Here is a 20763-nt window from a genome sequence, read left to right as displayed (position 1 = left end):
GCTTTTTAGTCTGAATTTGCAGCAGTTTGGTTTTGTAAAAGGATAGTTGTTCTCATAAAAATAAGAAGGATCGAGTTCATACAACTCGATCCTTCTTTTCATTAAAATCCGTCCTCAACATATGTTTAATCCGTATATGCAAAGGAGATAATAGGGGATAAACATTTGTTGAGGAGGAAACTCAGGATGAACTGGACAGGGATTGCCCTTTTCATACAATTAATTTTCGGAGTCATTGTCGGTCTTTATTTTTGGAATTTATTGCGGAATCAGCGGACGCAAAAAATTTCCATTGACCGCGAGTCGAAAAAAGAAATGGAACAATTGAGAAAAATGAGAGCTATCCAATTATCAAAGCCGCTTTCAGAACGAATTCGTCCAAAAAGCTTTTCTGACATCGTCGGACAGGAGGATGGCATCAAAGCATTAAAAGCGGCTTTATGCGGGCCGAATCCCCAGCATGTTATTATTTACGGACCTCCTGGTGTAGGAAAAACGGCTGCTGCAAGGCTCGTTCTTGAAGAAGCGAAAAGAAATAAAAAGTCTCCTTTTCAACATAATGCTGTTTTTGTTGAATTGGATGCAACAACAGCGAGATTTGATGAACGGGGAATAGCTGATCCTTTAATAGGTTCTGTTCATGATCCCATTTATCAAGGTGCTGGGGCGATGGGACAAGCCGGAATTCCACAGCCGAAACAAGGAGCAGTGACTCATGCACACGGCGGCGTGTTGTTTATTGATGAAATTGGCGAACTCCATCCCATTCAAATGAATAAACTGTTAAAAGTACTTGAAGACCGAAAAGTTTTTTTAGAAAGCGCCTATTATAGTGAAGAAAATTCTCAAATTCCAAGTCATATTCATGATATTTTCCAAAACGGTCTCCCGGCTGATTTTCGCTTGATCGGGGCAACTACAAGAACACCATCTGAAATACCGCCCGCCATTCGCTCGCGCTGCCTTGAAGTATTTTTTAGAGATTTAACGGCCGATGAACTCGCGGTCGTTGCTCGGAAAGCGGCTGAAAAAGTAAATGTAAAAATTTCAGAAAAAGGAATATCCATTTTAACTTCTTATGCCCGCAATGGAAGAGAAATTGCCAATATGATGCAAATTGCTGCTGGAATTGCTATCACCGAGGACCGAAATGAAGTGAAAGTCGAAGATATTGAATGGATTGTCCATTCCAGCCAGCTTACACCAAAATATGAAAAGAAAATTGGAAATGAACCTAAAGTTGGACTGGTGAACGGTCTTGCTGTTTACGGACCAAACAGCGGCTCTTTATTAGAGGTGGAAGTGACGGTTATTCCGGCAAAAGAAAAAGGAACGATCAACATTACAGGTATTGTAGAAGAAGAAAACATTGGCGACCGCGGAAAATCCATCAAAAGAAAAAGCATGGCCAAAGGCTCCGTTGAAAATGTCATAACAGTGTTACGATCAATGGGAGTTAATGCCCATGATTATGATATTCATGTAAACTTTCCCGGCGGGGTACCTGTTGATGGACCGAGTGCAGGAATAGCGATGGCAACCGGCATTTTTTCTGCTATCCACAAAATTCCTGTTGATAATACCGTTGCGATGACTGGAGAGATCAGCATTCATGGGAATGTAAAACCGATTGGCGGAATTATTCCAAAAATAAAAGCTGCCAAGATGGCAGGTGCCAAAAAAGTGATCATACCAGAGGAGAATATGCAGTCAATTTTAAAAACGATTGAAGACATTGAAATTATTCCTGTTCGAAGCTTTCAGGAAGTGTTAGATTGTGCGCTCATCAATCCTCCAACGGAGCAAATTTATCCAGAGACAATCATAGAGAAAAAATCGGTTTAAAGCAGCGTCTTCATTCCAAATGCCTAACAGGGTTCAGGCCGTGGCACTGAACCTTTATTTTTGTTGAGGCAGTTATTTATTCCTTTCAATAAAGATAAGTTTGAAAATAGACAGTGCAGAAAGAATAGGATAGAATTGAACAAGGACGCTGTATAATCTATTTTTCACATGATGGAGGTGTAAAAATATGGCGAAAAAAGAGAATAGAATCGTCCCCCTCCTACCGCTTCGAGGTTTGTTAGTTTATCCATCGATGGTGCTACATTTAGATGTAGGACGCGATAAATCTGTACAGGCGCTTGAGAAGGCGATGATGGATGATCATATGATATTTTTAACAACACAAAAGGAAGTTTCAATAGATGATCCAAAAGAGGATGATTTATACCATATTGGAACGCTGACGAAAATTAAGCAAATGCTCAAACTGCCGAACGGCACCATTCGCGTGCTTGTCGAGGGACAAAAAAGAGGCGAAATCAAAAGTTTTGAAAGCAAGGAACCATATATTTCTGTACAAGTTGATACTTATGAAGAACCGCTTCAAAAAGATGTTGAAGAAGAAGCTTTGATGCGAACTGCGCTTGAATATTTTGAGCAATACATAAAAATGTCTAAAAAAATTTCAAGTGAGACGTTTGCAACCGTTTTGGATATAGATGAACCAGGAAGATTGGCCGATATTATTGCTTCCCACTTGCCGATCAAGCTGAAAGATAAGCAAGAAATATTAGAAACATTTGATGTGAAAGAAAGATTAAATAAAATTATTCAAATGCTCCATAATGAGAAGGAAGTTCTGCAGCTTGAAAAGAAAATAGGCCAGCGGGTCCGTCAATCAATGGAACGGACGCAAAAAGAATATTATTTGCGCGAACAAATGAAGGCCATTCAAAAAGAGCTCGGAGAAAAGGAAGGGAAAACGGGCGAAATAGAAGATTTGACTGAAAAAATCGAAAAATCGGGAATGCCGGAACATGTTTATAAAACGGCTATGAAAGAGCTCAGCCGATATGAAAAAATCCCTTCAACATCCGCTGAAAGTGCGGTGATCCGCAATTATTTAGACTGGCTCATTTCCTTGCCGTGGAACAAGGCAACAGAGGACAGACTGGATATAAAGCTGGCGGAAGTGATCTTAAATGAAGAGCATTACGGACTAGATAAAGTAAAGGAACGGGTGCTTGAATATTTAGCAGTGCAAAAATTAACAAATTCGCTTAAAGGCCCTATTTTATGTTTAGTGGGACCGCCTGGCGTTGGGAAAACATCTCTTGCCCGTTCTGTTGCAAAATCATTAAATAGAAAGTTCGTTCGAATTTCTCTTGGCGGCGTTCGGGATGAATCGGAAATAAGAGGCCATAGAAGAACATATGTCGGTGCGATGCCGGGTCGGATCATTCAAGGGATGAAAAAAGCGGGAACGATTAATCCGGTATTTTTGCTGGATGAAATTGATAAAATGTCCAGCGATTTTCGTGGTGATCCTTCAGCTGCTCTCCTTGAAGTGCTGGATCCGGAGCAAAACCATAATTTCAGCGATCATTATATTGAAGAGCCGTATGATTTATCAAAAGTCATGTTTATTGCGACAGCTAATAATTTAGCAACTATTCCAGGTCCGCTGCGCGACAGAATGGAAATTATCACAATTGCCGGTTATACCGAATTAGAAAAAGTTCATATCGCCAAAGATCATCTTCTTCCAAAACAATTAAAAGAGCATGGACTGAAAAAAGGTCACTTGCAAATAAGAGAAGAAGCAATTTTAAATATAATTCGTTATTATACGCGCGAAGCAGGGGTAAGAGGGTTAGAACGCCAAATCGCAGCAATATGTCGAAAAGCAGCGAAAACGATTGTAACAGGTGAAAGAAAAAGAATTGTTGTAACCGCTAAAACTCTTGAAGACTTTTTGGGCAAAAAATTGTTTCGATACGGTCAGGCAGAATTGCAGGATCAAATCGGTGTGGCGACCGGTCTCGCATATACGACGGTCGGCGGCGATACGCTGTCCATTGAAGTGTCCATCTCTCCGGGTAAAGGCAAGTTGATTTTAACCGGAAAGCTCGGAGATGTCATGAAGGAATCGGCTCAAGCCGCTTTCAGCTATATTCGATCTAGAACAAAAGAACTAAAGATAGATCCAGATTTCCACGAACAATATGATATCCATATTCATGTGCCTGAAGGAGCTGTTCCAAAAGATGGACCGTCTGCAGGCATTACGATGGCAACGGCGCTTATTTCAGCATTAACTGGAAGACCGGTTCGAAAAGAAGTCGGAATGACAGGTGAAATTACTTTAAGAGGCCGCGTTCTGCCGATAGGCGGTTTAAAAGAAAAAACATTAAGCGCCCATCGTGCCGGTTTAAAGAAAATTATTTTGCCGAAGGAAAATGAAAAGGATTTAGATGATATACCGGAAAGCGTGAGAAAAGAATTGACTTTTGTTCTTGTCTCACATATGGATGAAGTATTAAAACATGCATTGGCAGGAGAAAAAGAATGAAGGTAACAAAAGCAGAAATTGTCATAAGTGCGGTTAAATCTGATCAATATCCATCAACCGATTTTCCAGAAATCGCTCTGGCAGGAAGGTCTAACGTCGGGAAATCTTCGTTTATTAATAAAATGATCAATAGAAAAAATTTGGCGAGAACCTCTTCAAAGCCTGGGAAAACGCAAACGTTAAACTTTTATTTAATTAACGATCAATTTTATTTCGTTGATGTTCCCGGATATGGATTTGCCAAAGTGTCGAAAAGGGAGCGGGAAAAATGGGGGAAAATGATCGAAGCGTATTTGCTCAAAAGAGAACAGCTTAAAGCATGTATTCTTATCATAGACATCCGCCATGCACCTACATCTGATGATGTCATGATGTACGAATTTTTAAAATATCATGGAATTCCTGCTGTAATTGTCGCCACAAAGGCGGATAAAATTCCTAAAGGAAAATGGCAAAAACACTTAAAAGTAGTGAAAGAAACGCTAAAAATGGAAAAAAATGATCCGCTTATTCTTTTTTCAGCAGAAACTGGTTACGGAAAAGAGGATGCATGGTCAGCCATTTATCCATTCCTATCATAAAATGAAATTGCTTTAGGCTGGATACAGAAGGAAAAGCTCGAGAAGCTTAACCGCTTCGAGCTGTTTCCTTTTATTTTTTTCTGAAAAACAATAAATACAAACCTGCAATAACAAAAAGAATCGGCCAAAAGGCTTGCCAATTGGAAACGCTCTTTTGAATAAAAGATGTCAAAGCGGAAGGAAAATAGTAAAGGAAACTTCCGATCAAAAGAAGGATAAATCCTTGTGCAAATCCGCTTTTTGCTTGAGCAGACCGAATAATGAAAGCAAGGGCAATGATCCAGATCATTGCGGTTAAATCATCAGGCCAGAACGGGAATGATTTTCCCCATAAAAAATGGATGCCAAGGCCAAGCAGCAGAACGGCAGGAACGATTGCTTGGTCATCCTTTTCCGCTTTTGCCTGAACCATAAAGGCGATGCCAAACATGATAAAAAAGAAAGGCAAAGTGTTCATGTTCATATTGAAAAAGAGATCGAAATTTTTCAACAAGAAATAAAGCCCGATCTCCAGCATAATCATAGCAACAAACGTCCAACGCACTTAACGATCACCTCTGTTTTGATGACTTGATTCCGGCTCTCTTTTTTGATAATATTTTTAATATAATAATTAATATAATTTATATCTGTTTCTTACTTTATCATCATATCATACAGTTTCATATACTGTTCACATTTTTTTGTCGATATTTTGTTATAATAAAGTCAGTATGTATTTGCTTTTGGGGGGTCGGAGATGCATATTTTAGCTGTTGGGTTAAATTATAAAACAGCCCCTGTTGAAATTCGCGAAAGGTTGAGTTTTAGCAGCAATGATTTAGCTTCTGCAATGAAACGGTTGAAGAATGAAAAAAGCATTTTGGAAAACGTGATCGTTTCCACCTGCAACCGGACAGAAATCTATGCAGTTGTTGATCAGCTTCATACAGGGCGTTATTATATAAAAGCATTTTTAGCTGAATGGTTCAATATGGACATTGAGGAGTTCGATTCGTATCTAAAATACTTTGAAAATGAACAGGCTGTTCAGCACTTGTTTCGGGTGGCATGCGGCCTGGATTCTATGATTTTAGGCGAAACGCAAATTTTAGGACAAGTCCGTTCAAGCTTTTTATTAGCTCAAGAACATAACACGATCGGAACGATTTTTAATCAACTGTTTAAACAGGCAGTAACATTGGCTAAAGAAGCCCATTCGGAAACGGAAATCGGTTCAAATGCTGTTTCCGTCAGCTATGCTGCCGTAGAATTGGCAAAAAAAATTTTCGGCGACCTATCCAGCAAGCATGTGCTTATTTTAGGCGCAGGAAAAATGGGAGAGCTTGCCGTACAAAATTTACATGGCAGCGGAGTCAAACAAATTACGGTTATGAACCGTACATTTGAAAAGGCGAGTGAATTGGCGAAGCGTTTTTCCGGACAAGCAAAAATGATGTCTGAGCTTCAGTGTGCGCTTATTGAGGCAGATATTTTAATTAGTTCAACAGGTGCAAAGAGTTTTGTGATTTCGAAAGACATGATGTTAGATGTTGAAAAGTTAAGAAAAGGCCGCCCGTTTCTGATGGTGGATATTGCGGTTCCACGCGATTTAGATCCTGCATTGAGTGAAATAGACAGCATTTTTTTATATGATATTGATGATTTGGAAGGAATTGTCGAAGCGAATTTGCAGGAAAGAAAAGAAGCGGCTGAACAAATTGAAATCATGATCGAGCGAGAGGTCTTGGAGTTTTCGAAATGGCTGAATACATTAGGGGTTGTTCCGGTTATTGCTGCATTGAGGGAAAAAGCTCTTCTTATCCAATCGGAAACAATGAAAAGTATTGAACGGAAGCTGCCGAATTTGACAGAACGCGAAAGAAAAATATTAAATAAACATACGAAAAGCATTGTCAATCAAATGTTGAGAGATCCGATTTTAAAAGTGAAAGAGCTGGCTGCTCTTCCAAATGGCGAACAATCTTTGGAATTATTTAAAGAGATTTTTAATTTAGATTTAGATGAAGAATTAATAGAACAAACTCCTTCCGTTCAATTAAAAACGCATTCAAAAAATGTTTCACTTGAAATGTAAGTGAAAGGAAAAACTAATATATGTTTGATTGGAATATCATTAGATTAAACGAATTGATGATTGTTTTATATGCATTGAGCGTTTTCTTATATTTTATAGATTTTTTGCATCATAACCGGAAGGCAAACAAAATAGCCTTCTGGTTACTTTCTATTGTCTGGGTTTTACAATCCTTTTTTTTATTTTCGCAAATGGCGCAAACGGGCAGATTTCCGGTTTTAAACATAGCGGAAGGTCTTTATTTTTATGCATGGGTATTGGTCACTCTTTCCCTTGTGATCAACCGGCTGCTTCGAGTCGATTTTATTGTCTTCTTTACGAATGTCATTGGTTTTATCATTATGGCCATCCGGACGTTTGCTCCTTCAGAGGCAGTATCGACTGAAGTATCCAGCAGGTTAATTTCAGAACTGTTATTGATCCATATCACGATGGCGATACTATCATACGGAGCGTTTTCGCTTTCATTTGTTTTTTCCATTCTTTATTTGATACAGCACAACTTATTAAAAAAGAAAAAATGGGGGAAAAGGCTTCATCGCATTCAAGATTTGGCAAAACTGGATTATATGACATATGTTTTAAATATGATCGGTGTACCTATATTGCTATTAGCTCTCATTTTAGGAATGATATGGGCTTATTTAAAAGTGCCAAATTTGAACTGGTATGATGCAAAAGTGATCGGCTCATTTTCTGTTTTAGGCATATACAGTTTTTATTTGTATGCCAGAGTAGTAAAAGAGTGGCAATGGAAAAGAATTGCCTTTTTAAACGTTGCCTCATTTTTAGTGCTGTTAGTTAATTTCTTTTTATTTGGAAGCTTATCGAATTTCCATTAATGCATGTGCTCAGGAGGATGTTTATGCGAAAAATTATTGTCGGGTCAAGGCGAAGTCGGTTAGCAATCGCCCAAACAAATTGGGTGATCGAGAGATTAAAAGAGCTTGGAGCCCCATTTGAATTCGAAATAAAAGAAATTGTCACAAAAGGTGATAAAATAGTTGATGTCACTCTTTCAAAAGTAGGCGGGAAAGGCCTTTTTGTAAAAGAAATTGAGCAGGCTATGCTAAACGGTGATATTGATATGGCCGTGCACAGCATGAAGGATGTGCCGTCTGTCTTGCCGAATGGCTTGACGATCGGCTGCATTCCTAAACGAGAAGATTACCGCGATGTTTTGATTTCGAAGGATTGCCAAACTTTAAGAGATTTGAAAGCTGGCGCTGTTGTTGGAACGAGCAGCTTAAGAAGGAGCGCCCAAATTTTAGCCGTCCGCCCCGATGTAACCGTCCGTTGGATTCGCGGAAATATTGATACGCGTCTAAAGAAGCTGCGGGAAGGCAACGATTATGATGCAATCATTTTAGCAGCAGCAGGTCTTAAACGAATGGGCTGGAAAGACGAATTGGAAAAAGCGTACTTTTTACCGCCTGATATGTGCGTTCCGGCAGTCGGTCAGGGAGCTTTGGCGATAGAATGCCGAGAAGATGATCATGAACTGCTTGCAGCTTTAAGAAAACTAAATGACGAACGGACGGAGAAAGCCGTTTTAACAGAGCGGGCTTTTTTGCATGATATGGAAGGAAGCTGTCAAGTGCCTATTGCCGGTTTAGCTCAAGTTGATGAAAATGAAGAAATTGTGTTAACAGCACTTGTTGCATCTCCGAATGGAAAAACGGTATATAAAGAGACGAAAACTGGAAAAGATCCGAATTTACTTGGAAAGGATATGGCAGCACTTCTATCGTCTCAAGGCGCCAAAGAGCTGGTCGAACAAGTGAGAAAGGAGCTAAACCATGAATGAGTGCTGAAAAACCATTGAATGGTTTTAATGTGTTAGTGACGAGAGCGAACAGCCAGGCTGCCGAATTCTCAAAGAAAATTCAAGCGGCGGGAGGCTGTCCTATAGAAGTTCCGTTAATTGCAACGAGGAAAACAGAAACGGATTTCAATGCCCTCCCCGTTTTAAAACAGTTAACATCTAAAGACTGGATTGTTTTTACTAGTGCAAACGGCGTTCAATATTTTTCCGAACATGTAAAAGACTTGTCATTGGAATTAGAAGATCTGAAAAACGTCAACGTTGCTTGTGTCGGTATAAAGACAAAAACAGCTGCGGAGAAAATAGGATGGAAGGTTTCTTTATGTCCTGAAGAGTTTCGTGCCGAAAGCTTAGCCGAAGAATTAATCGATCATGTTCGGCAAGACAGCAAAATAGTAATTGCCCGCGGGAATTTGGCACGCACTTATTTACGTGAAGTATTAACAGAAAAAAAGATTTTTTTCTTTGATTTTGTTGTTTATGAAACAATACAATTGTTGGAAAATGAAAAAGAAGTGTTGCATTTGCTTGAAAATAAAACGATTGATTTTATTACGCTGACGAGTTCTTCCACAGCTTCTGCATTTATGCAAATTGTCAAAAGAAACGGGTTGGAAAACAGGGTTCGGGATATTGTGTTTGTTTGCATCGGACCGATAACAAGAGATAAATTGCTGTCTTATAAAATAAAGTGTACTTGCATTATGCCGGAAAAATATACAATTGATGGAATGCTGGAAAAAATGTGTACATACGCAGAAAAAAGGGAGGAATAGATCATGCTGAGTTTTGCACGGCACAGACGATTGCGGCATACAGCTAATCTGCGGGCTATGGTCAGGGAAACCCGCCTTCATAAAGAAGATTTAATATATCCGATTTTTGTTGTCGAAGGAGAAAATCAAAAAAATCCAGTGCAATCGATGCCGGGAGTTTTTCAAGTTTCATTGGACCTGTTAAATGAAGAAATTGAAGAAGTTGTCAAGCTGGGAATTAAATCAGTTATTTTATTCGGCATTCCTCATGAAAAGGATGAAGTCGGTTCAGGAGCATACCATGATCATGGCATCGTGCAGCGGGCTATCGCTCAAATTAAACAGCAGCATTCTGATCTTGTCGTTATCGCAGATACTTGTCTATGCGAATATACTGATCACGGTCATTGCGGAGTTGTGGAAAACGGACAAATTGTAAATGATGCTTCGTTAAAATTATTAGCCAAAACAGCTGTCAGTCAGGCAAAAGCCGGGGCGGATATAATTGCTCCATCCAATATGATGGACGGATTTGTCGCAGCCATTCGGGAAGCGCTTGATGAAGAAGGATTTGTTCATATTCCAATTATGTCATATGCGGTCAAATATGCCAGTGCTTTTTACGGACCGTTCCGGGAAGCAGCTGAAAGCACGCCGAAATTCGGTGATCGGAAGACGTACCAGATGGATCCGGCTAACAGGCTGGAGGCATTAAGGGAAGCAGAAGCAGATGTTGAACAAGGATGCGATTTTTTAATTGTGAAACCGGCGCTTTCTTATTTAGACATTGTCCGTGATGTTAAAAATCATTTTAACCTTCCTGTCGTTGCTTATAATGTAAGCGGCGAGTACTCAATGATTAAAGCGGCAGCTGAAAATGGATGGATTGATGAAAAAGGCACTGTCCTTGAAATGCTTACAAGCATGAAAAGAGCCGGCGCGGATTTAATTATTACGTACCATGCAAAAGATGTTGCCCGTTGGTTAGATGAACAGTCTGATTATTGAAAAGGGGGCTCATTTCATGAAATATGAACGTTCGATAAAAGCATTTGAAAAAGCGAAGACATTGATGCCCGGCGGGGTCAACAGCCCTGTGCGCGCGTTTAAATCCGTTCAAATGAATCCGATCTTTATTGAGCGCGGAAAAGGTTCTAAAGTGTATGACATTGATGGCAACGAATATATTGATTATGTTCTTTCATGGGGACCGTTAATTTTAGGACATGCCAATGACAGAGTTGTTGAAGCATTAAAGAAAATAGCGGAGCAAGGAACGAGCTTTGGGGCACCGACCTTGATTGAAAATAAGCTGGCGGAGCTTGTTGTGGAGAGGGTTCCTTCCGTTGAAATTGTGCGGATGGTGAACTCTGGTACGGAAGCGACAATGAGCGCATTGCGCCTTGCCCGCGGATATACGGGAAGAAATAAAATTTTAAAATTTGAAGGATGTTATCATGGCCATGGAGATTCGCTGCTCATTAAGGCTGGATCAGGAGTTGCCACATTAGGGCTTCCGGATAGTCCAGGGGTGCCGGAAGGAATTGCCCAGCATACGATTACTGTTCCATATAATGATTTAGAGAGCGTCCGCTTTGCTTTTGAAAAATTTGGCGAAGACATAGCTGCCGTGATCGTCGAGCCAGTAGCCGGAAATATGGGTGTTGTACCGCCTAAAGAAGGCTTTTTAGAAGGCTTGCGCGAGATCACCAAACAATACGAATCGCTTCTGATTTTTGACGAAGTGATGACCGGTTTTCGCGTTGACTATCATTGCGCCCAAGGATACTTTGGAGTGACTCCGGATTTGACATGTTTAGGAAAAGTCATTGGAGGAGGACTTCCAGTCGGAGCCTATGGCGGACGGGCGGACATCATGGAAAAAATCGCTCCTGTCGGTCCTATTTATCAAGCGGGGACACTTTCAGGAAATCCGCTTGCGATGACAGCCGGATATGAAACACTCATTCAGCTTACACCAGACACATATAAAGAATTTAAAAGAAAAGCGGATAAATTAGAGGAAGGATTGCGCAAAGCTGCTCAAAAATATGAAATCCCTCATACAATTAATAGAGCGGGATCAATGATCGGATTTTTCTTTACAAATGAAGATGTTGTCAATTACGAAAAAGCAAAAACATCAAACCTTGATTTTTTTGCAAAGTATTATCGTGTTATGGCGGATGAAGGCATTTACTTGCCTCCTTCCCAATTTGAAGGAATGTTTCTGTCAACAGAGCATTCGGATGAAGATATTGAAAAAACAATAGAAGCATGTGAAAAAGCTTTTTCGGTTTTGAGATAACGAGCTAAAAGGACTAGCTTCTGATTGAAGCTGGTCCTTTTATTTTTGTTTCCCGTGCATATTTTGCCATCCTCCTTCATACATCTTTAATGGCACGATAAATTAGATTGATTGGAGAAAGGAGGAAGTCCGCATGTCCATTGAAGAAACGTCCGTTTTACGATTTTCGGTAGAGGAATCGGTCTTGTTTCGCCATCATTTTCAACCTTCTGAACTATTGTCCATTTCACTGGAACCTGACATCTCAATTGAAGAACATGATGGATATGTAACGATAAAAGGTGCTCTAGAGCTTTCCGGAGAATACAAATTCGATGGAGAGGAGCAACAGAATGATAAACTTCTTCAAACCTCCTCCATCGCCCGTTATATACAAAATGTAGAAGCGAGAAATGACGGTGTAATGGAATTTAGACACGAGCTTCCGGTCGATATTACAATACCGAAAAAAAGAATTGCCAATTTAGAAGAGGTGTTTGTGGCGATTGAATCATTTGATTATGATTTTCCGGAAGCAAATGGTTTAAAGCTTATAGCTGATCTATCCATTTACGGAATTCGAGAAGAGAAGGCGGAAGAAACTGCTGCAAATGAAGTGGACGAGATCATAGATGCTGAAGCGGAAATCTCATCCGTTCGACAGTCTGATGAAAGGGAAGAAGATGAAACCGAATCAACGATCAAAGAAAATCGTTTCAACGATGAACCAATCAACAAAGCGGAAAATATTGAAAAAGACAATGAACAGAAAAGTCTTAATGAATATTTCGAATTCGATACAGCCGAACGCGATCAAAATGAGCAAATCGAACATGATCGTGATGCTGTTCAAAAGGATGACAATGAAGAGACGGCAGACATTGTTTTTATGATGCCATTAAAGAGAGAAGAAGAAACGGAAACGGATTACGATACATTCACTGTTGAAGCGAAGAAAAATCAAGTCAGTTTGGAAGAGAAAGGCCGCATAGAAGAAGAAAAGCCAGTGATCAATAAAATTTCCAATTATGTCGAAAAAGACGATGAAGAAAAAGAATCTGTAAGGAAAAATGATAACACCTTATATTTAACGAAATTGTTTACGAAAAATGAGGAAGAAGAATTTTCTAAATTAAGAATGTACATTGTCCAGCAGGGAGACTCGCTCGAAAATATTTGCGAACGCTACAACATTACGCTCCAGCAGCTCAATCGAGTAAATCAATTTCACCATGATAAAGAGATTAGTGAAGGAGACATTTTATATATCCCGGTTCTTGAAACACAACAAACGTAATTTTTGCAAGCGGCTTGAGAGGGATCCAACCACCTCAAGCTTTTCTTTATTTTCTTTAAAGGCGTGTGGGAAGATGAGCGATGATCTGAAAACGGCCATGAGGATTTTGCAGCATTATCCAATCAAACCGATTTATTTAGAGAAAAAAACAAAAAATGTCTTGAAAATTCATTGTGAAAAAAGAACATATGCTTTAAAACGAACAACGATTAAAAAGCAAAGAAACATTCTAAAATTATATTCAATTTTTCACGACTTTCCATCTTTAGGAATCGTGCCGATTTATAGGACAACGAACGGAAATGTGTTTGTTAATGACTCAACGCAATCGTTTTATTTAATGCCTTGGATGGAAGGTTCAATCGTTGATGAAAAAAATGCCTCAATCCTTTTTTACCACTTAGCGAAACTCCATAAAAAAACAAAACAGGAAATCAACATACCTCTAGTTCAGCTCGAAAATGTGTATCAACAGATTCAGAACAAGTGGAAGAGAAATTTCAACCTGCTGGAAGCATTTATGGAACAAATCGAAAAAAAATGGTATATGTCGCCTTTTGAATTGGCGGTCTTCAGCTATTATTTTGAAACGAGGCAAGCCATCTTATTTGCTGAAGCAAAGCTTGATGAGTGGTATAACGAAATAAAGCAATCCCCTCACATGCGAATTGCACTGAACAAAGTAAATGTCTCCTTATCTCATTTTCTGTTAGATCCAAAAGGGAAAATTTATTTTATTAATATGGAAGATGCAGCATTTGCTACTCCAATTTATGACCTTTTCTTAATGTTTATGAACCTCTCCGAAGCGGAACCAACCGTTAGTGATGAAAATGTGCAATATATATCAGATTACGAAAAAGTGCTTCCTTTAACAAAAACTGAGAGATTGCTGTTGGTAAGCTATTTATCTTATCCAGCCAAATTATTAAAGCTTGTCCGGCAATATCAAAAAAAGAAAAGCGAAAAGGGAGAATTAGAATATTGCAAACAGCTGTTAAGAGCATACTGGCAAATGAAAAATACCGGGTACATTGCTTTAAAATGGAATGAAAAACTAGAAAACGATTCATTGGCATCAGAATGAATGGGGGATCTGTCAGCTTTAACCCCGTTCCATATACAACGCGGCTGCTAGAAATAGTAAAATGGCTAATAAAATAATATCAAACATAGTTGGTAAAAGGATTGTTCGAATTCCCTGAAAAATCGTTAAAGGAACGATGAACTGTTCAAGAGTAGATCGGAATTGTTTAATAAACGATTGAATATAGTATGGTTTTATTTTTTTTCTCATGTTGATCACCTTCAACTTTGTTAATTTATATTATGAAATAAAGAACATTTTGTGATTTTTGTTTAAAGGTTAAGGAAGATGGGGAAAATATTGACGAAAAAAACAATTTTTTAGTACTATTAAATATAGAAATTTATATAGTTTGTGAAAATGTGTTGAAGGGGAGTAGTACAACGAACGACTCCTTCCAGAGAGGGAAATCGCAGGCTGGAAGATTTCCTAGGAGATCCCGTTGGAAAGTCGCCCTGGAGCAGCTTCCTTGAAAGCTTTTAGTAAAGGGAGCCGGCATTAGCCGTTACCTGAAAGAAGTGCACAGATGTATCTGTGAAAAAAGGTGGTACCGCGAAAACATCTCCTTTCGTCCTTTTAGGATGGAAGGAGTTTTTATATTTTAGAATGAAAATAAGGAGGTTTTCATAAATATGTCGAATTCAGAAATCACTCTTTCCCCAAAATACGATCCGAAAACGGTTGAAGAGGATCGGTATGCATTTTGGCTCGAGGGAAAATTTTTTGAAGCAAAAGATGATGAGGGGAAAACTCCTTTCACGATCGTTATTCCTCCGCCAAACGTCACCGGTAAGCTTCACCTTGGACATGCATGGGATACAACTCTTCAAGATATTATTACCCGAATGAAGCGAATGCAAGGGTACGATGTTTTGTGGCTGCCAGGGATGGATCATGCGGGAATCGCCACACAAGCCAAGGTGGAAGCAAAGCTGCGCGAAGAAGGGAAAAGTCGGTATGATCTCGGGCGGGAAAAATTTGTAGAAGAAACATGGAAATGGAAGGAAGAATATGCAGACCATATTCGCAAACAATGGGCAAAATTAGGCCTAGGTCTTGACTACACAAGAGAGAGGTTCACCCTTGATGAAGGTCTTTCAAAAGCTGTAAGAGAGGTTTTTGTATCGCTTTATAAAAAAGGTCTTATTTATCGAGGAGAGTACATTATTAACTGGGATCCGGTGACAAAAACAGCCCTTTCCGATATCGAAGTCATTTATAAAGAAGTGAAAGGGGCTCTTTATCATTTAAAATATCCGCTGGCTGATGGATCCGGATATATTGAAGTCGCGACCACTCGCCCGGAAACGATGCTTGGGGATACAGCAGTGGCTGTTCATCCTGATGATGATAGGTATAAGCATTTAATCGGAAAAACAGTGAAGCTGCCAATAACAGGACGGGAAATTCCGATCGTCGCAGATGAATATGTCGATATGGAATTCGGTTCAGGAGCAGTAAAAATAACTCCTGCACACGATCCGAACGACTTTGAAATCGGAAACCGCCACAATTTAGAAAGAATATTAGTCATGAATGAAGACGGGACAATGAATGAAAAAGCTGGAAAATATGAAGGAATGGATCGCTTTGAATGCCGGAAGCAGTTGGTGAAAGACCTGCAGGAGGAAGGAATTTTATTTAAAATTGAAGAGCATATCCATTCCGTAGGCCATAGTGAACGAAGCGGAGCAGTTATCGAGCCGTATTTATCAACTCAATGGTTTGTGAAAATGAAGCCTTTGGCCGAAGCTGCTTTGAACCTTCAGAAAACAGAAGGGAAAGTTCATTTTATTCCTGAACGATTTGAAAAAACGTATTTGCATTGGCTGGAAAACATTCGCGACTGGTGTATTTCCCGTCAGTTATGGTGGGGACATCGCATTCCAGCTTGGTATCATAAGGAAACAGGCGAAGTTTATGTTGATCATGAGCCGCCTAAAGATATTGAAAATTGGGAGCAGGATCCAGATGTGTTAGATACATGGTTCAGCTCTGCTTTATGGCCGTTTTCAACAATGGGCTGGCCTGATAAAGAGGCAAAAGATTATAAACGCTATTATCCGACAGATGTCCTTGTTACCGGGTATGACATTATTTTCTTTTGGGTTTCGCGGATGATTTTCCAAGGATTGGAGTTTACTGGGAAAAGACCGTTTAAAGATGTTTTGATTCATGGACTTGTGCGCGATTCAGAAGGAAGAAAAATGAGCAAATCATTAGGCAATGGCGTCGATCCGATGGATGTTATTGACAAATACGGTGCGGACTCTTTGCGCTACTTTTTAGCTACCGGCTCAAGCCCAGGACAGGATTTAAGATTCAGCTTTGAAAAAGTAGAAGCCGTGTGGAATTTTGCCAATAAAATATGGAACGCCTCCCGCTTTGTACTGATGAATTTGAACGGTTTAACATATGAAGAAATTGATTTAAACGGAAAAAAATCAGTGGTAGATAAATGGATTCTCACACGGTTAAATGAAACGATTGAGCTTGTCACAAGACTTGCGGAAAAATATGAATTTGGCGAAGCCGGTCGGGTGCTGTACAATTTTATTTGGGATGATTTTTGCGACTGGTATATTGAAATGGCAAAAATTCCGCTGTACGGAAATGATGAGGAAGCGAAAAAGACAACTCGTTCCATTTTGGCATATGTGTTAGATCAAACATTGCGACTCCTTCATCCTTTTATGCCGTTTATAACAGAAGAAATTTGGCAGCACCTTCCTCATCAGGGAGAATCGATTACAATTGCTTCATGGCCGGTTGTACGTCAGGAGCTTTCTGATGAAAAAGCTGCAAACGAAATGAAGCTTCTAGTTGATGTGATTCGCTCAGTCCGTAATATTCGCGCTGAAGTGAACACGCCGATGAAGAAGCAGGTGGATATGATCATTCATGCTCATAGTGAAGAAGTTAAAAACCAGTTGGAGAAAAACCGCAGCTATTTAGAGAGATTTTGCAATCCTAGCTCATTAACAATTGATACAAACATTGAAGCTCCTGACAAGGCTATGACAGCTGTTGTGAGCGGGGCAGAAGTATTTCTTCCTCTTGAAGGACTCATTAATGTGGAAGAAGAAATCAAACGGCTTGAAAAAGAATTAGAGAAATGGAATAAAGAAGTCGAGCGCGTTCAGAAAAAGCTTGCCAATGAAGGATTTATTAAAAAAGCACCGAAAGAAGTCGTAGAAGAAGAGCGGGCAAAAGAAAAGGACTATTTAGAAAAACAGCAGGCGGTGTTAAAACGACTTCAGGAGCTGAAAGGCTAAAACAAATCCGGGTATGCCCCGGATTTTCTTCCATCAAAACGTTTATGATACATCCGGCCATTCAAATTCATTGAAAATGTTCGAGAGTTCAAGGAGGGAAATTTATATGTTTCAAACATATGAAGAAGCACTCAAGTGGATACATTCCCGCCTAACCTTTGGAATAAAGCCTGGTCTCCAGCGAATGGAATGGATGATGGAAAAGCTTGATCATCCGGAAAGAAGATGCCGCTTCATTCATGTAGCCGGAACAAACGGGAAAGGATCAACGATTGCTTTTATGCAAGAGGTGTTAAAAGCCGCTGAATATAAAGTAGGTGCTTTCACCTCGCCTTATTTGGAATCATTCAATGAACGAATTACGATAGATGGCAATCCCATTTCTGAAGAGGAAATATTGCAGCTATCCAATGTGATCAAACCGGTTGTTGACGAGCTTGAGAAAACGGAGCTTGGAGCACCGACAGAGTTTGAAGTCATTACTGCGATGATGTTTTATTATTTTGGTAAAATCAACGTGCCGGATGTTGTTTTATTAGAAACAGGACTCGGGGGAAAATGGGATTCTACGAATATTGCGAATCCTATTCTTTCAGTGATTACAATGATTGGACATGATCATTTAAACATCCTTGGCTCAACGATAGAAGAGATTGCAGAGCAAAAGGCAGGTATTATTAAAAACGGAGTTCCTGTCATTACAGCTGTGGAACAAAAGGAAGCCCTTGATGTCATTGAGCGTGTTGCAAAAGAAAAAAAAGCAAAGCATTATTGGCTCACTAGGGATTTTCACGCAGGAGATTTTGATGAATTTTTTGTACAAACCCCCTTTAAACGATATAACAGCCTTTCATTACAGATGAAAGGAAACCATCAAGCGATCAATGCTGCACTGAGTGTCATGACGCTTGATTATTTAAGAGTTTATTATTCGTTTATCATAGAGGAGGAGCATATACAGGAAGGACTGAAGCGCACTTTTTGGAAAGGGCGGTTTGAAGAAGTAAAGGAAAAACCGAGAGTCATTTTGGACGGAGCACATAATCCGGAAGGAATGGCAGCGTTGAAAGAAACTGTACAAAAGTTTTACCCTGATAAGAAAATCATCATGTTATTTTCGTGTGTGAAGGACAAGCAATATAAAGAAATGATCGAGCAGGCTGCACAAACGGCAAATCGAATTATTTTTACAACCTTTCATTTCCCGAAAGCAGCTGATGCGAAAGAATTATACGAGGCTTGCGACATGAAGGATAAAGAGTATGAAGACAATTGGGAGCTTGCCTATGAAAAGATTATCAACACAATGGATGACGAAACGGTTCTCATTATTACAGGTTCCCTTTATTTTATCGGTGAAGTGAGAAAACATATAAAACATAGCTCATGAGTACGAGGATGTCGAAAAATAACGACAACAATTATGAACGAGGCGACAAATGTCTCGTTCTTTTTTATTTTACATATGTTAGCATAAAAAAAAGTTTGTCCAGCATAAAAAGGGCGGTGATCATTTTGGACAAGCCATCATCGAAAATAACCATTAAAATCAACGGTCAGGAAAACAATTTTTCCAACGACACGGATGTTTCTGCTGAACCAAGTGAAACTGGCAAACAATTAAAAGTATCCAGCTGGGAGGAAAAGGTGAAGGCTGAAAAAGAAATGGCAGCATCAGAGGATAAGAACGAAGAGGAGACATCTTTTCCTTGGATTTTGCCGGATGATGAGGAGGATAAGAAAGAAAACCCGAAAATAGCCTTCTCAAAGAACAATAGCAGAACGCTGCCTCCTAAAATAAAAAATTATGTGATATCGATCATATTTGCTGTTATTCTTGGACTGAGTTTTGGTGTTTTAGCCCTGCAATTTATTTCAAACGATTCAATGCCTGTATCATCTGAATTGAGGGATGTGTCAAAGTCTCCTCAAAGACAGAATGTTAGCAATGCTTCAGCGCCAAGCGGTGCGGAAAACATCGTTTTTGAAGTTTATATGGTACAAGCCGGAAAATTCACAAAAAAAGAAGGGGCGGAAACCGTCAGCGGGCAGATAAAGGCTAAAGGATTGCCTTCTGTTATCGTTCCACAAGGCGGCGATCATTACGTATTCGTTGGGGCAGCGTTGGATAAAAAGACAGCAGAAGAGTTGAAAAACATGGCTGAATCACATCAAATTGAAACGTTTGTGAAAAAGATGAAATGGGAAGGAAAGGTGGAAAACGAAAAAACAAAAACGGTCGTTGAGGAGATGCTGAAGCTGTCTTCGTCTTTTGTGAATGGAACCGCCCCGGAACAAGAGAAAGTAGAGTCATTATTAAATGAGGCTGGTCAAATAAAAGACGATTCAATTTTGGCAGCAGTAAAAAAACTGCAAACAGAAAAATCGGCAAATGAACAGCTATGGAGCCTGCAGCAGTCGCTGCTAGATTTTTTTGAAAAACTTTCTTGATAACGGGAAAGCGTTTGCTCGAGCATACGTTTTCTTTTTTTATTTTCACAAGCAGTTTTCCTTAGATAATGTAGTTTTTTCTGTAAATTGAATAAATGTTTTTATTAATGGCGATTAGATAATTCTTTTTTGAAAAATTGTTTGCAAAAGCCTTTTTTGATAACATACGGATAGTATTGGTTGAAAGGATGAAATAAAAATGGAACGCCTCATACTTGCATCAAGCTCTCCGCGAAGAAAAGAACTCCTCAAGCTGTTAGGAATACCATTTGCTGTGATTGAAAGCAATTTGGAAGAGAGGCTGGACGAAGAAGCTGAACCCGAAAAAGCCATTCAAAAACTTGCCTTTCAAAAAGCCTTTCATGTAGCCGAAAGGTATAAAGATGCATATGTCATCGGAGCAGATACGGCGGTGATCCTCGAAAATCGAATACTAGGAAAGCCGAAAGACCGCCGTGACGCCTATTACATGTTAAAATCACTTTCTGGGAAAACACATACTGTTTTAACAGCAGTTTCGATTATTCATGGTGAAAAGCATACGACATTTTCTGAATCAACAAAAGTTACTTTTTGGCCGCTTTCAGACGATGAAATCCTGGAATACATTGAGACAAACGAACCGATGGACAAGGCGGGTGCTTATGGAATTCAACATTTCGGCTCATTGCTAGTGAAAAAAATTGATGGCGATTATTTTACAGTTGTCGGTCTTCCTGTTTCAAGACTGTACAGAGAATTAAAAAATTTTGGATTTCACTGGTAACAAAC

At 39.4% G+C, this 20763-nt stretch carries 17 protein-coding genes and 1 other annotated feature; of the genes, 15 read left to right on the top strand and 2 right to left on the bottom strand.

What is annotated here, in order from left to right:
* The first annotated feature begins 186 nt into the window (after positions 1–186).
* The 3 genes from lonB (at position 187) to yihA (ending at position 4938) form a co-directional block, all read left to right on the top strand.
* The gene (gene lonB / locus NSQ84_RS13145; RefSeq protein ID WP_063387463.1) at positions 187–1845 is read left to right on the top strand and encodes an ATP-dependent protease LonB; all 1659 of its coding nucleotides are present in this window, start codon (positions 187–189) and stop codon (positions 1843–1845) included.
* A 187-nt stretch (positions 1846–2032) separates the two neighbouring features.
* Complete coding sequence (lon, locus tag NSQ84_RS13140) at positions 2033–4357, top strand: endopeptidase La (RefSeq protein ID WP_066249767.1); 2325 nt, start codon at positions 2033–2035, stop codon at positions 4355–4357.
* Positions 4354–4938 carry a ribosome biogenesis GTP-binding protein YihA/YsxC gene (gene yihA / locus NSQ84_RS13135; protein WP_063387465.1) on the top strand — a complete coding sequence of 195 codons (585 nt, stop codon included), beginning with the start codon at positions 4354–4356 and terminating at the stop codon, positions 4936–4938. Before lon ends, yihA begins: the two co-directional genes overlap by 4 nt.
* Before the next feature lie 70 nt (positions 4939–5008).
* Here the strand turns inward: yihA and NSQ84_RS13130 are convergent, their stop codons facing one another.
* Positions 5009–5482 carry a hypothetical protein gene (locus NSQ84_RS13130; RefSeq protein WP_063387466.1) on the bottom strand — a complete coding sequence of 158 codons (474 nt, stop codon included), beginning with the start codon at positions 5480–5482 and terminating at the stop codon, positions 5009–5011.
* 195 nt (positions 5483–5677) lie between these two features.
* On the opposite strand from NSQ84_RS13130, the gene hemA reads away from it, so the two are divergent.
* The 8 genes from hemA (at position 5678) to ysxE (ending at position 14266) form a co-directional block, all read left to right on the top strand.
* A complete protein-coding gene (hemA, locus tag NSQ84_RS13125; protein WP_066249765.1) occupies positions 5678–7015 on the top strand; it encodes a glutamyl-tRNA reductase in 1338 nt (445 codons plus the stop codon).
* 20 nt (positions 7016–7035) lie between these two features.
* Positions 7036–7857 (top strand): cytochrome c biogenesis protein, encoded by an 822-nt coding sequence (locus tag NSQ84_RS13120; RefSeq protein ID WP_063387468.1) that lies wholly within the window; start codon positions 7036–7038, stop codon positions 7855–7857.
* A 23-nt stretch (positions 7858–7880) separates the two neighbouring features.
* Complete coding sequence (hemC, locus tag NSQ84_RS13115) at positions 7881–8822, top strand: hydroxymethylbilane synthase (protein ID WP_063387469.1); 942 nt, start codon at positions 7881–7883, stop codon at positions 8820–8822.
* Positions 8819–9616, top strand: a complete 798-nt coding sequence (locus tag NSQ84_RS13110) for a uroporphyrinogen-III synthase (RefSeq protein WP_130156108.1) — start codon at positions 8819–8821, stop codon at positions 9614–9616. Before hemC ends, NSQ84_RS13110 begins: the two co-directional genes overlap by 4 nt.
* A gap of 3 nt (positions 9617–9619) precedes the next feature.
* Positions 9620–10603 carry a porphobilinogen synthase gene (gene hemB / locus NSQ84_RS13105; RefSeq protein ID WP_130156106.1) on the top strand — a complete coding sequence of 328 codons (984 nt, stop codon included), beginning with the start codon at positions 9620–9622 and terminating at the stop codon, positions 10601–10603.
* Between the two features lie 16 nt (positions 10604–10619).
* Positions 10620–11903 (top strand): glutamate-1-semialdehyde 2,1-aminomutase, encoded by a 1284-nt coding sequence (gene hemL, locus NSQ84_RS13100; RefSeq protein WP_144597683.1) that lies wholly within the window; start codon positions 10620–10622, stop codon positions 11901–11903.
* Between the two features lie 133 nt (positions 11904–12036).
* Positions 12037–13179 (top strand): stage VI sporulation protein D, encoded by a 1143-nt coding sequence (gene spoVID, locus NSQ84_RS13095; RefSeq protein WP_327862657.1) that lies wholly within the window; start codon positions 12037–12039, stop codon positions 13177–13179.
* A gap of 73 nt (positions 13180–13252) precedes the next feature.
* Positions 13253–14266, top strand: coding sequence for a spore coat protein YsxE (gene ysxE / locus NSQ84_RS13090; RefSeq protein WP_066249750.1), 1014 nt, complete (start codon positions 13253–13255; stop codon positions 14264–14266).
* An 18-nt stretch (positions 14267–14284) separates the two neighbouring features.
* Here the strand turns inward: ysxE and NSQ84_RS13085 are convergent, their stop codons facing one another.
* On the bottom strand, positions 14285–14476 hold the full coding sequence (locus NSQ84_RS13085; protein WP_063387843.1) for a hypothetical protein: 192 nt from the start codon (positions 14474–14476) through the stop codon (positions 14285–14287).
* A 146-nt stretch (positions 14477–14622) separates the two neighbouring features.
* Positions 14623–14845: a binding site (T-box leader), on the top strand.
* Between the two features lie 53 nt (positions 14846–14898).
* Here NSQ84_RS13085 and NSQ84_RS13080 point away from each other — a divergent pair.
* The 4 genes from NSQ84_RS13080 (at position 14899) to NSQ84_RS13065 (ending at position 20758) form a co-directional block, all read left to right on the top strand.
* Positions 14899–17541: a valine--tRNA ligase gene (locus tag NSQ84_RS13080; RefSeq protein WP_066249741.1), complete on the top strand. Its 2643-nt coding sequence runs from the start codon at positions 14899–14901 to the stop codon at positions 17539–17541.
* A 106-nt stretch (positions 17542–17647) separates the two neighbouring features.
* Positions 17648–18931, top strand: a complete 1284-nt coding sequence (locus NSQ84_RS13075) for a folylpolyglutamate synthase/dihydrofolate synthase family protein (protein ID WP_066249739.1) — start codon at positions 17648–17650, stop codon at positions 18929–18931.
* Between the two features lie 125 nt (positions 18932–19056).
* Positions 19057–19992: an SPOR domain-containing protein gene (locus NSQ84_RS13070; protein WP_161939813.1), complete on the top strand. Its 936-nt coding sequence runs from the start codon at positions 19057–19059 to the stop codon at positions 19990–19992.
* Between the two features lie 199 nt (positions 19993–20191).
* Positions 20192–20758, top strand: coding sequence for a Maf family protein (locus NSQ84_RS13065; protein WP_094246292.1), 567 nt, complete (start codon positions 20192–20194; stop codon positions 20756–20758).
* Positions 20759–20763 lie beyond the last annotated feature (5 nt).

Origin of the sequence: Aeribacillus sp. FSL K6-3256, from assembly GCF_037965805.1 — a bacterium.
Lineage (GTDB): Bacteria > Bacillota > Bacilli > Bacillales > Aeribacillaceae > Aeribacillus > Aeribacillus composti.
This window is presented reverse-complemented; position numbering and strand designations above follow the sequence as displayed.

Bases quoted from the DNA above. Each gene is read 5' to 3' on its own strand.
- lonB (WP_063387463.1), top strand. From the start codon at position 187: ATGAACTGGACAGGGATTGCCCTTTTCATACAATTAATTTTCGGAGTC.
- lon (WP_066249767.1), top strand. From the start codon at position 2,033: ATGGCGAAAAAAGAGAATAGAATCGTCCCCCTCCTACCGCTTCGAGGT.
- yihA (WP_063387465.1), top strand. From the start codon at position 4,354: ATGAAGGTAACAAAAGCAGAAATTGTCATAAGTGCGGTTAAATCTGAT.
- hemA (WP_066249765.1), top strand. From the start codon at position 5,678: ATGCATATTTTAGCTGTTGGGTTAAATTATAAAACAGCCCCTGTTGAA.
- NSQ84_RS13120 (WP_063387468.1), top strand. From the start codon at position 7,036: ATGTTTGATTGGAATATCATTAGATTAAACGAATTGATGATTGTTTTA.
- hemC (WP_063387469.1), top strand. From the start codon at position 7,881: ATGCGAAAAATTATTGTCGGGTCAAGGCGAAGTCGGTTAGCAATCGCC.
- NSQ84_RS13110 (WP_130156108.1), top strand. From the start codon at position 8,819: ATGAGTGCTGAAAAACCATTGAATGGTTTTAATGTGTTAGTGACGAGA.
- hemB (WP_130156106.1), top strand. From the start codon at position 9,620: ATGCTGAGTTTTGCACGGCACAGACGATTGCGGCATACAGCTAATCTG.
- hemL (WP_144597683.1), top strand. From the start codon at position 10,620: ATGAAATATGAACGTTCGATAAAAGCATTTGAAAAAGCGAAGACATTG.
- spoVID (WP_327862657.1), top strand. From the start codon at position 12,037: ATGTCCATTGAAGAAACGTCCGTTTTACGATTTTCGGTAGAGGAATCG.
- ysxE (WP_066249750.1), top strand. From the start codon at position 13,253: ATGAGCGATGATCTGAAAACGGCCATGAGGATTTTGCAGCATTATCCA.
- NSQ84_RS13085 (WP_063387843.1), bottom strand. From the start codon at position 14,476: ATGAGAAAAAAAATAAAACCATACTATATTCAATCGTTTATTAAACAA.
- NSQ84_RS13080 (WP_066249741.1), top strand. From the start codon at position 14,899: ATGTCGAATTCAGAAATCACTCTTTCCCCAAAATACGATCCGAAAACG.
- NSQ84_RS13075 (WP_066249739.1), top strand. From the start codon at position 17,648: ATGTTTCAAACATATGAAGAAGCACTCAAGTGGATACATTCCCGCCTA.
- NSQ84_RS13065 (WP_094246292.1), top strand. From the start codon at position 20,192: ATGGAACGCCTCATACTTGCATCAAGCTCTCCGCGAAGAAAAGAACTC.